Genomic DNA, 14,119 nt, shown 5'->3' with positions numbered 1-14,119 from the left:
TGCATTGGTAGGTAGAACTTTCACATATCGCAGATAATGATAGATAGGATGAAAGAGATTTCAACGGTGACAGAGATGACTGACATTTTATATGACTTGATTGAGCAAAGTACAGAAAAGCTTGGAGAATCTGTCACGCCCATCGCTACCCATCCCTTCACGCAATTTGCGACTAAAGCCCCTGGTTTGAGTTGGCTGATGGCAGCACTGGGACAAGTGGATCTTGAGACGGTAGAGCAGGAAGTTGAGTCTCTACGTCGTACTTATCCACAGGACAGTATTCAGACATTGGCACAGCGAGTGATTACAGATACAGCCTGGAAAGCGGCTGGCATTGGTTTAGCGACTAATTTTGTGCCACCGCTTGCTCTCATGTTGTTAACCATTGACTTGGGAGCAATTATGGCACTACAAGCAGAGATGATTTATCGAATTGCAGCGATCTATGGCTTTTCAGTGACAGAACCTGCCCGACGGGGTGAAGTATTGGCAATCTGGGGTTTATCAACGGGGGGTTCGGGAGTGATGAAAGCGGGACTCAGCGTCGTTGAGTTCATACCGGTTGTTGGTACGGTTACCGGAAGCACCGGTAATGCAGCAATGTTATATGGGATGGGTCAAGTTGCCTGTTCCTTTTATGAAGCGAAACAGCAAGCAATAGATGCAGTCAACCGTTCAAGTAACGCTTGATCAGGTTTAATCTATAAAGAAAATAGCTTATACCATCTCTCAGATTGGAAGTGACAGTCCCAGTGCTTCCATTCTCTGTGTTCTCTGTGACTCTGTGGTTCAATTTGTAGCAATCGTTTTCAGAAATAGTATTAATAATGGTTATTACCCGAATGAAACTTTCTCCTCGCTTTAGTCAAGCCCTGACCTTTGCCAATGATCTTCATGTGACCCAAAAACGCAAAGGGTCTCATACCCCTTATATTTCCCATCTTTTGACGGTATGTAGTTTAGTTCTTGAATATGGGGGAGATGAAGATTGCGCGATCGCGGCACTGCTTCATGATGCGATCGAAGATCAGGGGGGCGCTGCCACCCGAGAAAAAATTCGCTTGCACTTTGGCCAGAGAGTCACCACTCTTGTTGATGCCTGCACAGAGTCTGATCAGACGCCAAAACCCCCTTGGCAAGAACGCAAGGAAGCCTATCTTGCCCATATCCCGAAGATGTCTGATGAAGTTGCCTTGATCTCTGCTGCGGATAAAATTCATAATGCGCGTTCTATCCTCAGAGATTATCAAACCCTTGGCGAAGATATCTGGAATCGCTTTCGCGCTGGGAAAAAGGTTACGCTTTGGTACTATCGCAGTTCAGTGAATGCCTTTCGCCAACGAAAATTGACCCCCATTATTGAGGAATTAACAGAGGTTGTACGTCAATTGGAAACCATTGCGGATACTTAAGCTCAGTCATGGTTAATTAAAAAGTATTTTAGGTTTTAAGGAAACGATCGCTTCAAAAAGAGCCCAATTCCACTGCTAATTCGCGCGATCGCGACATAAAATAAATATAATTAATACGATCGCTACAATCTACACTGAGGAAGGAAAGCTCCACCCAATTCTCGAATTTTCTTAGCTGCGACACCTGACCCCATGAGTGATCACAAAGAATGCTAATTGAGTTAGACACCGTTGATTTAATTCTGACCCTAGTTCTGATTGTGGTCGCACTTGCTTTATCCCGTTGGCAACAGCTAGGACTAGAAGGACAACTGTTTCTGAGTGCAGGACGCGCATTTTTACAGTTAGTTGCCGTGGGGTATATTCTAGAGTTAATTTTCACTCTGGAAACGGTTTGGGGGGTTTTTGGGGTTTTACTAGTAATGATTACGGTTGCAACGACGGTTGCGCAAAATCGCATTTCTCAAAAACTGTCCCGTTTATTTTGGCTAGTGGGAGGAAGTTTACTGTTAACAACTGCGCTCACGCTGGGATATATCATGCTCTTTATTGTCCAACCGTCAACGTGGTATGACCCGCAATATTGGATACCGCTAGCTGGAATTATTATTGGCAATGCTGTTAATGGCGGAACCATCGCCGGAGAACGGTTAGTCAACGCCATTGAAAGCAATCGGGGAGAAATTGAAACCCATTTATGTTTAGGGGCATCTCCGCAACGCGCGATCGCGCTATATCGCCGTCAAGCGATTCGTGCTGGAATTTTACCCAATCTCAATCAAATGGCATTAGTTGGGATTGTCACTTTACCAGGAATTCTAACCGGTCAACTTTTGGGAGGGGTCAGTCCCTTAAACGCCATCTCTTATCAAATTTTAGTCCTGTTTAGCCTGGCACTGGCTAATCTTGTAACTGCCTCCTTGGTCACCAGCGGCATTTATCGTCAATTTTTTACTCCAGAAGCGCAACTGCGGTTTTGAACCTCCCCTGCCTGAAGGCGAGGGGATTCCCATTTAGACTCTTATCTAGACAACCGTAGTTGCCCCCAACAGACCGACGGGGCTTATAAAGGGCGGAACTGAATTCCGCCCACAGCCCCTTGCCATGACTGGGCTGTTTGACCACGGGCGCACCGACCGCAGTTAATCCGCGTTTCATTACCACTTCTGCTGCTGCTACATCTCTATCTTGCTCATATCCACACTCTGAACAGACATGAAGACGCTGATTTAAATCTTTCTTACCTGTATGTACTCCGCAATTAGGACAAACCTGAGACGTATAGTCCTTGTTTACTTTGGCGAAGTACGTATCGCTTTGGGAGCAAACATACTCTAGGGTTGTGATGAACTGACCTAATCCCATATCAAGAGACTGCTTGCTGAACATTCCTTTACTCCAAGCTGTGAAATTGATCTCTTCAACGAATATCATTCCAACTTGCGAACAAAGTTGATGAGCCAGTTTGAAGTGGTAATCTTTACGCTTGTTAGCTACTTTTTCATGCAGCAAAGCAATTCTTCTTTGTAGCTTAAGGTACTTATTAGAACCGCGTTTCTTGTTACGTAATCTTCTTTGCAGTAATTTAATCTGGCGTAGAACGTTATCGAGAAATGCTGGTCGCTTTACCGTTAAGCCGTCAGAAGTAGCTAGCATACTCTGTATCCCAACATCAATCCCGATGGCGTGACCATGAGGCTGAGGAGTGGGAATGTTTACATCAAGTTCAAGAGCCAAGTTAGCGTAGTAGCCAGACGCTTTCTTAATTATTTGAACTTGCTTAATTTTGAACCCGTTTGGAATCTTCCGAGATTTAACGAACCTCACTTGTTTGAGCAAGGGCATCTTAATTTTATTACTATTGACCTCAATCTTGTTGCTAATCAGGTTAAAAGATTTCATTCGCTTCTTAAAGCGAGGGAAACCACACCCTTTTGCTTTCATGTCATTAAAAGTGCGGTCAAGTTTCCTTAACGTCTGTTGCATCGCTTGAGCATTGCCAGATTTAAGAAACTCGTTAGTCTTTTTTGCTTTGGTTAGGTTAGCTGATTGAGTGTGGTAGGTCGGATATTCAAACGGTTGAACAATAGATTCAGACTTGATCGAACACGCATTAACTGGGCAACTACGGCTGTTAGACCAGAGCTTTCTTTCAGCTAAGGCATAATTCCAAACCGATTTGCAAACAGCTAAGTTGTGTTCAATCTTGTCTATTTGCTCTTTAGTTGGAATGATTTTGTAGTTGTAAGTTAAATTCAGCATTCGACCGTTTGCTGGAACAATGATTTAAGTTTAGCATTTTTTTACAATTTAACAAAGTTGATTGTAAAGTTGGCTAAGCTCAGGGCATTGAACCCTTCGCTTAGCTCGCCTTATCTCCCTGCTCTAAAGAGCAGGGAGATAAGGCGATTTCGATAAATTCCTTATTTTTCCTGTTAAATTGTTTTTGTTATTGTTTTTCTTGGGCTAAAGTGTGATTTAAAGGCACTCTTTCCCCTTTCACATCCCGATGAGGAACTGCGTATGGCAGATGGCTTAATTAGGCGAATGCGCCGTCAGTTAAAAGGTAAACCGCATCGAAAACGGAATAGCATTGATGGTGCAACCCGTCGCCGCAATCGCTGGTTTATGTGGTTAGCACCTGGGATTTTTATCAAACGCTGGTTGTTTATTAGTGTATTGGGAGTGTTATTAACCAGTGTCGGGCTGGCTATTTGGGCAAATTTAACGCCGATTTTTTATCTGATCGAGTTGACCTCTGGTATTCTCGAAGCCATTGCCGATATTATGCCCAGTTATATTTCTGGTCCTCTCGCGATCGCGCTGGGTTTATTTCTCATTTTCTGGGGGCAAACCCGCACGGTTGGTTCGATTACTGAAGTTCTCAACCCGGATCAAGACAAAGAACTGATTGATGTCCTCACCACCCACCGCCGACTCGTCAAAGGTCCCAAAATTGTTGCAATTGGCGGCGGAACGGGTCTTTCCACACTGTTACGGGGGATTAAAGCCTATAGTGCTAATATTACTGCTGTTGTCACCGTTGCTGATGATGGCGGGTCTTCCGGCAGACTCCGTCGGGAACAGGGGATGCTACCTCCTGGAGATATTCGCAACTGTCTCGCTGCCTTAGCAGATGAAGAAAAACTGCTAACCGAGTTATTTCAATATCGATTTAATACGGGAGAAGGCTTAAGCGGACACAGCTTTGGCAATTTGTTTTTGTCTGCGATGAATAATATTACCGGAGATTTAGAAGCCGCGATCGCGGCGAGTTCCAAAGTGCTAGCCGTGCGAGGGCGCGTCTTACCCGCGACTCTCGCGGATGTGAGTTTATGGGCAGAAATGCAAGATGGACGAATCATTGAAGGGGAATCTCAAATTTCCGAGGCAGGGGGAAAAATTCTCCATCTGGGCTGTCATCCAGAAAATCCACCTGCCCTCCCAGCAGTGGTTACTGCAATTGAAGAGGCAGATCTCATTCTCATTGGACCTGGTAGTCTTTACACAAGTATTATTCCTAACTTACTCGTCCCAGAAATTCGGGATGCCCTATTGAGGAGTCAAGTACCTCGTCTCTACATCTGCAATATTATGACGCAACCAGGGGAAACCGATGCTTATACTGTTTCTAACCATATTCAGGCTTTAGATCAAGTTTCACAATCCCCCCTGTTTGATGCAGTTTTAGCCCACAGTCGTTCTCCTAGCCCAGAAAGTTTGCAACGTTACGCTGCCGAAAATTCACATCCCGTCTATGTAGATCGAGAAGAAATTGCCCGCCTTAACCGTCGTTTGGTACTCGCTAATATTATGTTTGAAGACCCCACTCGCGGTCATGTTCGCCACGATCCGCGCCGCTTGGGAAAAGTAATTATGCGTTGGTACAGTCGCACGAGCCGCTGATTGAAAAGAAATGGTACTAAATCACTTGGTTCAGTCTCAATACGTCTTGTTGACAATTGCAATTGGGAAAATGAGAAGTTTTCAAAAAGAAGAGATTTTCATTCCTCTCTTTGTTCACTGAGTTCTGAAGAAGAGTAATAGGGAACTTTTCCAGATGGGACATGCTTCGATGCCGCTTCTAAGTGGACATCTTGATCGTCAAAGTAGATATGCGGCTTAAACGCCTGCAAGACTTTTGTTTTTTCCACCCCCCCTAGAAAGAAAGCTTCATCTACATAGACTCCCCAGTGTCGAAGGGTTTTAATCACTCGCATTTCAGCCGGGCGACTCCGGGCGGTCACTAAAGCAATCCGAATCGGCGAAAAATCAACCATACCTGGTAATCTATCTTGAAGTCGACTCAGTTTCACTAATAAAGCGGCATAGGGACCTTCTTCGAGTGGTGTATCTTGTTGCAAATCCTCAACTTGCTGAAATTCCTCAAGCCCTTTCGTTTTATAAACCAATTCACTACTGTCTGAGAACAATACGGCATCACCATCAAACGCGATGCGGACTTGATCGGTTGTCATGTGCTCCGGTTTAACCGGTGGAGACGTCAGAACGGCAGCAGCACAAGATCGTGAGTCAATGACAGTTTGCACATCTTGGACACTTGTGCTTAAGAAAAGATCAACATCGAAGGCATCAAAATAGTCTACAACTGGTTCACCTGCTGTAAAAGCAAAGCGGGTGATCGGCAATTTTCTACTACGGATATTATTAAGGACGCGCAATCCCGTTTCTGGGCTATTGCGAGACATCACCACAACTTCGACTAAGGGGGGCTGTTCTGGATCTTGAAAGCGATTCAGTTTCAGTAATGCCTCTACCAGATGATAACCCGTTCCGGGTTCAAGTGGATCATTCTCTTTTTCCTGCATCGTTTGTCGGTAAATTGACATTGCATTTTCACGGTCTGTCGCAAACTGTTTTTGAAAGAGTGCATCTTCAGCACTAAGGTCAAACAATGCCGTTGCAGAAATGCCAACAACTAATGTCTTTGATAAATCAAAAGCCATGCAATTGTCCTTAGAGAAATAACTATTAACTAATGAACCTAAAAAATATGAATTCAATTACTGAAAAAAAAATAACTAGAGCCTTTGTAATTCTTGGCAGCCATAACAGTAAGCTTTACCTTGAAAACGGCTTTTATTTTTAAACCAAACTAAAAATTCTCCCCGCTCAGTTACTTTAATTCCATGAGCGTAATGTTTCGTTTCTAAAACATAAACATCAAGAAGCCGATTAATGAGCAAATGATCGATTTGAGCAATATATCCGTTACAATCTATTCTAAAATCATGAATAACTACCCAATTGGGTGAAACTTTGTAATAGAAGTCAATAAAATATGCTGAATCTTGTTCTCCTTTATTACCAGACTTTAAAAGCTTCAGTTCTTTTTTGACCTTGAAAAGTTTCTCTTTCGGTAAACTTGGTAATTGTTGGATATTCTCTAACTGCTCTATATCCTTTTGTATAGAATCTTTCTCTTTAAGAAGCATATCTATTCTCCCTGTATTCCTAAATCACTGAATCATTTGTATTAACAAACCCCAAAGTCTGGATAAATTCAGATTTTTTTTACAATTAGTGTCAAGAGACAAAATAAGCTTTGTTCTCCTCTGCAGTAAGTTCAGCAAAATCTTCCAAAACTTATGCTTAAGCTATGCCGTCTCCTCTATATTCTATAATGTCATGGTATATTTGTGATTTTTATCTTTTTAGCCAAGGCTTATCGTTGTGCTTACCCGGCTTAAGGATCACGATATAGTAGTATTCAAGATAATATCCAAAGCCAAGCCGTTATCTAGCCAGATATTTTCCCATAAAGGGTAAACCGGCAACAGCAGGAATAAAATAACGAGAAGTACACAACAAGCCAAGAGCAGCAGCAGTTGGAGCATCAAGGTAGCTGTTATAGAAAAAGACTAAAGCAGCATCACGCGTGCCAATGCCGGCAAAGGTTAAGGGGAGTAATCCCGCTAAAATTGCAAGGGGGGCTAGGGCTAAGTTGGCTAAAAATGGGGTCCATGCTTTTAGTGCCAAAATAAACAACCAGATTTGAAAAAGATGTAAAAACCACAGAAAAATTGATGTACTTGTGATCAGAAGAAGCTGGGCGCGATCGCGCCAAAAATAATCGTGCATTTCTCCCCATGAAGTTTGTAAATTTTTTATTTTTCCCTTCACTGTTTTCGGTGCTAATCGTCGTCCAAAAGTAAAGCAACTGTTTGCAAAGTACCGGGAGGATAAAAGGAGAATTCCTAAAAGTAAACCGCTGCTAATTACTACTGTCATTACCCAAAACAAGCCTCCCTTATCGGGATATAAGAACAAACCAAAGCCACACCAAAACAAAAGTGATAATAAATCACAAGTTTTTTCAAATATGACTAACGAAAAAGCTAAAGACCCCTCTAATGATCCGCGCTTTTGGATAAAATAAGCTTTTGCAATATCCCCCATTTTTGAGGGTAAAACCATATTTAAAACACTGGCTGCTAGAATCAACCGATTGCCCTCACCAACGGTAAGTTTTGCTTTTTTAGGAGTGAGTTGTTGCAGTCGCCAAGCGGTTAACATTGTAATCGGAATTACCAAACCTAACCCGATAATCATCCAACTGCGATGACTCCTTTCAAAAACAGCTAATAAAGCAGTAAAATCAATTTTGATGTAGAGAAGAACCAGAATAATGAAACTAACAGCAACCGAGAGCAGTTTTTTCATATAATTTCCTTTTAATAGTGATAGTCGATTGGTAAATTCTCTCCCTTGTTCGATTGTTTCCTTTTTCAATAAAGTTTAACCCAGATCAGTAGTTAATCATTTAAGGAATGTGATCTTTTCAGGGAGACTAAAGTTGATCCATATCTTTGAAAAAAATTTAGGCTTGCTTTCATTACTCCTTGCTGTAATATCAGTTAGGTGTTCAAGATTCTGTTATATTAATAAACACCTCTAATCAAGAGCCTCAAAGGCGCGCCACTCCATTATTGATCGGAACAATTTTATGAGTTATTGGCAGCACTTTCAACAAGAAATCATTGAGCCCGGAAATTGCACCCATTGTGGTGCTTGTGTTGGTCTAAATCCCGATTTACTTACCTTTCAAGAAACGGAAAAGGGTCCTTTACCTCAAACAGTCGAACCTTTTACAAGTGAAAAGATTGATCAAAGTTTGAAGCTTGCATGGGCAGTGTGTTCCGGTCGTGGTGTCCCTTATCCAGAACTTTATCGCACATTCAATCAAGAGCCAGACAATTGGTTAATTGGTCCCTATCGTCGATTATGGACAGGTTTTGCGAGTCAACCGGACATTCGCCGTCGCGGTGCTTCCGGAGGAGTCATTAGTCGGACATTAATTTATTTGTTGGAAACAGGACGGATTGATGGGGCAGTGGTCTTAAAACAAGGTAGTCCAACGCCTGAGCGGGCGACTCCTATTATCGCAACAACTGCAGAAGAAATCCTCGCTGCTGCACAAAGTGTTTATGCGGTCACTCCGATGTTGACGATTCTCCCAGAAATGGCAGCATTTGATGGTCGTTTGGCATTTGTTGGCTTACCGGAACAAGTCGCGACATTACGAATGTTGCAAGTAGCAGGACAGACTGCTGCCCAGAAAGTCGTCTTTGTTGCGGGTCCTTACACTGGAACCAATATGTATTTAGGGGCAGTGCGGGCATTTTTACGATCGCGAGGCGTCAGCGATCGCGTTGCGATCAAAAAGCTACAGTGGCGTGCTGGCGAATGGCCCGGTTATTTGCAGGTGGAAACCGCAGAAGGTCAAGTGTTTCGTGCCAAGAAGTTTTACTATAATTATTTGATTCCGTTTTATATCTCGCGGAACTGTCAGATCACACCTGATTTTACCAACGAATTAACTGATTTATCGGTAGGGGATGCCTGGTCGCCCCAATTTGAAGCAGCCGGCGGCGGACATTCAATTATTGTTGCCCGAACCCAACAAGCAGAAGACTTGTTACAGGAAATGAAAGACTCGCAAGTGTTGGCATTAGAAGGAATCAGCCTTGACCAGGCTTTGGGAATGCACGGTCATATGCTTGACTTTAAAAAACGGGGGGCATTTATTCGCTTGCAGTGGCAACAAATGCAAGGAAAACCAATTCCTGAATTCGGTTATCGACCCGCATTCATCTCTCCGATGCGACAGTTTGTAGAAGTGATCATTAGTGGATCTTTCGCAATTGGAAAATTGCCCCTCGCCCGCTGGTTGGTCACCAAACTTCCCCTCTCATTCGTGGGACCCGCCTTTAATTTCCTGCGTAAAAGTTGGAAATCACTCTCGAAACCGACGAAACGAAAAGGGTTGAGTGAAACTGAGTTTGTCGTGACAGGAGAAAAAGACCGCTTTAGTGAAATTCAAAATCAAAAGCTTAGCGATCCCTCCCACCCCCTTAGCTGAGAGGAAACAATGATACGCGAGAAACTTCATCGTTATGCGAATGATCAACTGCCACGGGTGCTGACGCAAATGGATCGCGATCGCGACTCGCCAACGTTCGGCTGTTTTGATCGCAATTACTGGCACTATAAAATTCGTGATTTTTCCTCCTCAATTTTGCAGCAAGGCATTTTTACCCTTGAAGCGGTTCGCAAAGGCATCCTCGCCTGGGAAGCGCCTCAAGCAATCATCGAATCCTGGTGCGTGGCAGCCGTTAATGCTTTAGGGCGACAGATAGATCGTCAGGGGAGGGTAGACGAATATTATCCCTTTGAGGCCAGTTATCCGGCAGCAGCGTTTGGACTCTATGCTGCGTGTCGCGTACTCTATGACTGGCAAAATCAGGCGTCTCACTTGCTACCAGCGGTGAATCGTGACCCCTTGCAACGTTTGGCAGAAGCACTTGCCCGACGAGTGGAAACTCGCGCGAGCAATCAACAAGCAGCAGGATTGGCAGGATTAGCTTTTGCGGTGAAATTAGACCTGATTTCTCAAGAACGATCTCAAATTGAATTCCTTGCCGATCACTTATTTGCCTCCCAACACGAGGAAGGATGGTTTGAAGAATACGGAGGCGCTGATTTTGGTTATTTAACAGTTACTTTAGATGCACTGGCAGACTATTACGAAGCAACAGGAGACTCGCGGGCGCTGACGGCAACCGATCAAGCGATTGACTTTCTCCTCACCGTAACTGGGGCTGATGGCCATTTCCCTTGGACCTTGAATAGTCGTAACACCGATTATATAGTTCCTTATGGACTCGCCAAAGCGGGGTCGAGAAATCCCCATTCGGCTTGGCTGTTGAGTAATTTATTCGAGAAACTCGATGCACCCCGTCACTTTTTACGGGCAACAGATGATCGTTATCATTGCCACTATATTTTTGCCAGCGTTGTGCGCTGTTTACCCCATCTTGGGGAGATGCTTCCGCCGAAACCTTTTCAAGGCAAGGGATCAACCTGGCTTCCTGGGTGCGGATTTTGGATCTATCACTCAGAAGAAGGAGATTGGAGTGCTTGTGTCGGGACAAAAAAGGGAGGATTAGTGCGGATTCATCGCCAGTCTTTACCTGTCTTAGCCGATTACGGTTGGCGAGTGTGGCAATCGGGTAAAATTTGGACGAGTAACTGGCACGACACGCGCTGGCAAGTCGAGAATCAGGACGGATTAATCACGATTGAGGGACGATTGCAACAGGGTAAGTTTCAGGTTCCCAAGCCTTATACCCATGCAATTTTAAGAGTGTTTGCTTGGGTTTTGAGAGAGAGGTTAATTCCTCTGTTGAAGCGAGCGTTAATTTTTCAACCCCAAGGGGGAAATGGTGCAAGTTTTAAAAGGGTCGTCAAAATTGATGAAGAAGGCATTTTGATCGAAGACGCGATCAAGGGCGTAAAAAGCGAGGAGATTATGGTAAGTCCACGACAAAACCTGCGCCATGTTGCTAGTGCTGACAGTTTTAGCATCGAGGAATGGTTGGACTCCATACCTGAGGTTGAGAGATCTGTTTCAGGAGATGAGTTAATAATTCGATCGCGCTGGCAAAGCAATAAAGACCCTGATTAATTCTTTAATTTCCATAAGTAAACTTCGTCTCTGTGCCGGTAAACCGGTTCAAACTGATAGTTGCTCTCAGCTTGTAAAGGTTCGACAAGGTCGTCAGATGAGCGCAGGATAAAAACATTTTTAAAAGAGTTTGGAATCGCTGGCAGTTGATCCTTGGGCAGCAGTTCAAGATGAAGGTCTGGATCAAGTTCATGACTGATGGCGAGAGTCCCAATCGCTTGTCCGGCATGACTAATTAACAGAGAGCGGTCACTTTGTTCAAGAATTTCAGCAACAGGTCGGTAAGCCCCACTTCTCGAAACACTTTTTGTCCACCATACATCAGCTTGAGCACTAATGCCACACCCGATAATCCCGGCAGATACGACAATTGCCGTTAATCCTTTCCCTATTGTTTGTTGTCGCGGTTTGAGAGAACTTAATAAGTGGGCGCTGAGGTAGGCAACCGCAATTTGAATACCAATACAACAAGGGGCCAAGTAGCGCATGATGGTCGATCTTCGTCCGGCAAAAAGGACATCCGGTATAACTAGGGTTAGTGCGGTTACACCAATTAAAATCAGAACAAATGACCAAACTTTTTGCGGCGTTTTCCGGGTTAGAAAATAAAGGGCATAAAGAGAGAGTACAACCCAAATAATATTATATCCACCTATTTCTACATCCAAAAAAATGCGGTTAAAATTGAGAAACCATTTATCAATTAAAGTAGAAAGAGATAAAGGTTCTCTCGACCCTTCAATTGTTTCATGAATTTCCGTTAAATTGCTAATCACGATCCATAGCCAAGGCAAAAAAGCAAGAATTCCACCTAAAGAAGCCAGCAAATAATTAATGAGAATTTTACCTTTGTCAGCGTTTCGCTCGGCAAAAACGTAGATTCCGTGAGCGACACTGACTAAAATCGCAATTAAGTGAGAATAAAGACCCAAAGCAACAGTTACACCATAAATGCTCCAATTCAGCTTATTATTGAATCGGATTGCTCTGAGTAAGGAGGCACTAGAAAAGAGAATCACAGTTGTCCATAAACTATATTCTCGGGCTTCTTGCGCGTAAAGAACGTGAAAGGGAGAAACAGCAATTAAAAGAATAGCGATTCCCCCAACCAGCGGTGATCGAAAGAGTTCCCAACACAGCCAATAAATTGCCGGAATGGCTAATAAGCTAATGATGGCTGGTAGCGCTCGCATGGCTGCTGCTGAAGGTCCAAACCAGGACGCCCACAACCTAGCCAGTAAGTAATAAAGAGGTGGATGTTCTGCATTCCCCATCAAAGCATTGAACGTGTCCCCAAGATCTTTTTCCGGACTAGGACGTTGATACTGAAGTAACTCGTCAACAGTCATTATTTGTCCGGTAAAGGCCTCCTCAACTAGTTCAGTTTTCGTATAGCCAAATATTCGTAATGAAGTAAGCGTTTCATCGTGCCAATAAACTTTTTCACCTAAATTTGCAAATCGGAAAAATAGTCCTAAAATAATAACAGTTATTAATAAAATTTCTAACCCATATTTTTGAATTTCTCTCATGATAAATCGTCATTATAATTGAGTTGGTCGTTTATACAAACAAGTGACAGCACCAGGCTGCCGATAGCAGTCAATTCGCTGACTAACCTGATTGAGGTGAGAGAAAATTGTTTCTTCTTCGAGTTCAGAAACATCAGATAAAACCAACCAAATTCGTTTGGCTTGGAGTTGGTTGATTTCCAATTTTAATTCCCTTAAATTGTTTTGTTTGAGTTTTTCTCTCCCCGCTTTCTTGATATCAAACTGACCAAAAACGTAATCTTGTGGCGATAAGTTGTATTGATCGGCATAATAGCGAAATGGATTAGCACCAGACGGGTAAATGTACAAACTATCTCCTGGTTCCTTATGAGTTTGAATGTATTGCAGGATGGGTCTAATTTCTGCAACATGGTTGGGTTGAATAAAAACTTCACTGGCAGCGAGCGCGGGTGGAATTAATAATATAGCCAGCAGAGAGACCCCCAGAATACTGAAGTGGCGAATGCGCATTAAACCGGATTTGATGGTCCAACTTATTCCTTCTGCAATCATTAAAATCGCGAAAGGAGCCAAAAATAAAATGAGCCGTTCTCGAAACGGATATTTGTGCAAATAAGTAGCGATTAAGGTTGTGAAGAAGGGAGAAATTAAGGTTAGTAAATAAGTCCGGTTTTGGCGATAGAGAACGACACAGCCAATCATAAACGCTAAAATCGCAACGCCATCGGTTATTCCTAGGAAGCCTAAAGGTCTATAGAAAAATCGACCCAAAGCATCTAATAACCAAAGGAGATCGAACCAAGACTGGGGATATCGACCGGCAAACGAAGAAGTGAGAACTTCATTTTCAAGCGTCGGGCGAATCGTGAACCAATAGAGTAAAATAAAACTCGTGAGCCAACTGAAATAAACCGGTAAACGCCGCCTCAGCCATTGCCAACGACGAGAGGCAGGTACGATTATAAAAGAGCTCAGTTCCACACCGGAGAGGACGAAGATAGACGGATGGGAAAACCAAATGGCAACACTTCCGATCAGTGCCAGTAAGAGAATTTGAATTCGATTAACAAGGGTGGCACGGTGGGATACTAAGAGCAGAATTGACATACTCCCCCACTAAGCTGACGCTATAGTGGGGGATTCTGGGAAATCAGTTACCTGACCTCCTATCCACTCAAACAACGAAAGTTGTTTAGGGTTGCTAG

General features: G+C 43.4%; 11 protein-coding genes and 1 pseudogene. 6 read left to right on the top strand and 6 right to left on the bottom strand.

The genetic code is table 11. The annotated features are described in order from the left end of the window. Window positions 1-36: 36 nt before the first annotated feature. From GVY04_14915 to fetB, 3 genes are all read left to right on the top strand, one after another. Window positions 37-690, top strand: coding sequence for an EcsC family protein (locus GVY04_14915; protein ID NBD17375.1), 654 nt, complete (start codon window positions 37-39; stop codon window positions 688-690). A 152-nt stretch (window positions 691-842) separates the two neighbouring features. Then, window positions 843-1,412 (top strand): HD domain-containing protein, encoded by a 570-nt coding sequence (locus tag GVY04_14910; GenBank protein NBD17374.1) that lies wholly within the window; start codon window positions 843-845, stop codon window positions 1,410-1,412. Between the two features lie 209 nt (window positions 1,413-1,621). Beyond that, window positions 1,622-2,392 carry an iron export ABC transporter permease subunit FetB gene (gene fetB / locus GVY04_14905; GenBank protein NBD17373.1) on the top strand — a complete coding sequence of 257 codons (771 nt, stop codon included), beginning with the start codon at window positions 1,622-1,624 and terminating at the stop codon, window positions 2,390-2,392. A 121-nt stretch (window positions 2,393-2,513) separates the two neighbouring features. On the opposite strand, the pseudogene GVY04_14900 reads toward fetB, so the two are convergent. Next, a pseudogene (locus tag GVY04_14900) lies at window positions 2,514-3,674 on the bottom strand (transposase). Window positions 3,675-3,935: 261 nt separating this feature from the next. Between GVY04_14900 and yvcK the strand changes: the two are divergent. Further along, window positions 3,936-5,318: a uridine diphosphate-N-acetylglucosamine-binding protein YvcK gene (gene yvcK, locus GVY04_14895; GenBank protein ID NBD17372.1), complete on the top strand. Its 1,383-nt coding sequence runs from the start codon at window positions 3,936-3,938 to the stop codon at window positions 5,316-5,318. 98 nt (window positions 5,319-5,416) lie between these two features. Here the strand turns inward: yvcK and GVY04_14890 are convergent, their stop codons facing one another. From GVY04_14890 to GVY04_14880, 3 genes are all read right to left on the bottom strand, one after another. Further along, window positions 5,417-6,379, bottom strand: coding sequence for a 5'-nucleotidase (locus GVY04_14890; protein ID NBD17371.1), 963 nt, complete (start codon window positions 6,377-6,379; stop codon window positions 5,417-5,419). Between the two features lie 75 nt (window positions 6,380-6,454). Further along, on the bottom strand, window positions 6,455-6,868 hold the full coding sequence (locus tag GVY04_14885) for an NERD domain-containing protein (protein NBD17370.1): 414 nt from the start codon (window positions 6,866-6,868) through the stop codon (window positions 6,455-6,457). Window positions 6,869-7,169: 301 nt separating this feature from the next. Then, window positions 7,170-8,096 carry a flippase-like domain-containing protein gene (locus tag GVY04_14880; protein ID NBD17369.1) on the bottom strand — a complete coding sequence of 309 codons (927 nt, stop codon included), beginning with the start codon at window positions 8,094-8,096 and terminating at the stop codon, window positions 7,170-7,172. A gap of 283 nt (window positions 8,097-8,379) precedes the next feature. On the opposite strand from GVY04_14880, the gene GVY04_14875 reads away from it, so the two are divergent. Further along, a complete protein-coding gene (locus GVY04_14875) occupies window positions 8,380-9,795 on the top strand; it encodes a coenzyme F420 hydrogenase (protein ID NBD17368.1) in 1,416 nt (471 codons plus the stop codon). Window positions 9,796-9,804: 9 nt separating this feature from the next. After that, window positions 9,805-11,400 (top strand): hypothetical protein, encoded by a 1,596-nt coding sequence (locus tag GVY04_14870; protein NBD17367.1) that lies wholly within the window; start codon window positions 9,805-9,807, stop codon window positions 11,398-11,400. Here the strand turns inward: GVY04_14870 and GVY04_14865 are convergent. Together GVY04_14865 and GVY04_14860 are read right to left on the bottom strand one after the other, a co-directional pair. Beyond that, window positions 11,397-12,932, bottom strand: coding sequence for a hypothetical protein (locus GVY04_14865; protein ID NBD17366.1), 1,536 nt, complete (start codon window positions 12,930-12,932; stop codon window positions 11,397-11,399). The genes GVY04_14870 and GVY04_14865 overlap by 4 nt on opposite strands. A 12-nt stretch (window positions 12,933-12,944) precedes the next feature. Further along, window positions 12,945-14,021 (bottom strand): hypothetical protein, encoded by a 1,077-nt coding sequence (locus GVY04_14860; protein ID NBD17365.1) that lies wholly within the window; start codon window positions 14,019-14,021, stop codon window positions 12,945-12,947. Between the last annotated feature and the right edge of the window lie 98 nt (window positions 14,022-14,119).

This window comes from Cyanobacteria bacterium GSL.Bin1 (assembly GCA_009909085.1).
GTDB lineage: Bacteria > Cyanobacteriota > Cyanobacteriia > Cyanobacteriales > Rubidibacteraceae > Halothece.
Note: the sequence above shows the minus strand (reverse complement) of the source record. Positions and strands in the feature narration are given on the sequence as shown.

What these genes read in the sequence shown, in the direction of transcription:
- GVY04_14915 (NBD17375.1), top strand. Translation starts at nt 37, where the DNA reads ATGATAGATAGGATGAAAGAGATTTCAACGGTGACAGAGATGACTGAC.
- GVY04_14910 (NBD17374.1), top strand. Translation starts at nt 843, where the DNA reads ATGAAACTTTCTCCTCGCTTTAGTCAAGCCCTGACCTTTGCCAATGAT.
- fetB (NBD17373.1), top strand. Translation starts at nt 1,622, where the DNA reads ATGCTAATTGAGTTAGACACCGTTGATTTAATTCTGACCCTAGTTCTG.
- yvcK (NBD17372.1), top strand. Translation starts at nt 3,936, where the DNA reads ATGGCAGATGGCTTAATTAGGCGAATGCGCCGTCAGTTAAAAGGTAAA.
- GVY04_14890 (NBD17371.1), bottom strand. Translation starts at nt 6,379, where the DNA reads ATGGCTTTTGATTTATCAAAGACATTAGTTGTTGGCATTTCTGCAACG.
- GVY04_14885 (NBD17370.1), bottom strand. Translation starts at nt 6,868, where the DNA reads ATGCTTCTTAAAGAGAAAGATTCTATACAAAAGGATATAGAGCAGTTA.
- GVY04_14880 (NBD17369.1), bottom strand. Translation starts at nt 8,096, where the DNA reads ATGAAAAAACTGCTCTCGGTTGCTGTTAGTTTCATTATTCTGGTTCTT.
- GVY04_14875 (NBD17368.1), top strand. Translation starts at nt 8,380, where the DNA reads ATGAGTTATTGGCAGCACTTTCAACAAGAAATCATTGAGCCCGGAAAT.
- GVY04_14870 (NBD17367.1), top strand. Translation starts at nt 9,805, where the DNA reads ATGATACGCGAGAAACTTCATCGTTATGCGAATGATCAACTGCCACGG.
- GVY04_14865 (NBD17366.1), bottom strand. Translation starts at nt 12,932, where the DNA reads ATGAGAGAAATTCAAAAATATGGGTTAGAAATTTTATTAATAACTGTT.
- GVY04_14860 (NBD17365.1), bottom strand. Translation starts at nt 14,021, where the DNA reads ATGTCAATTCTGCTCTTAGTATCCCACCGTGCCACCCTTGTTAATCGA.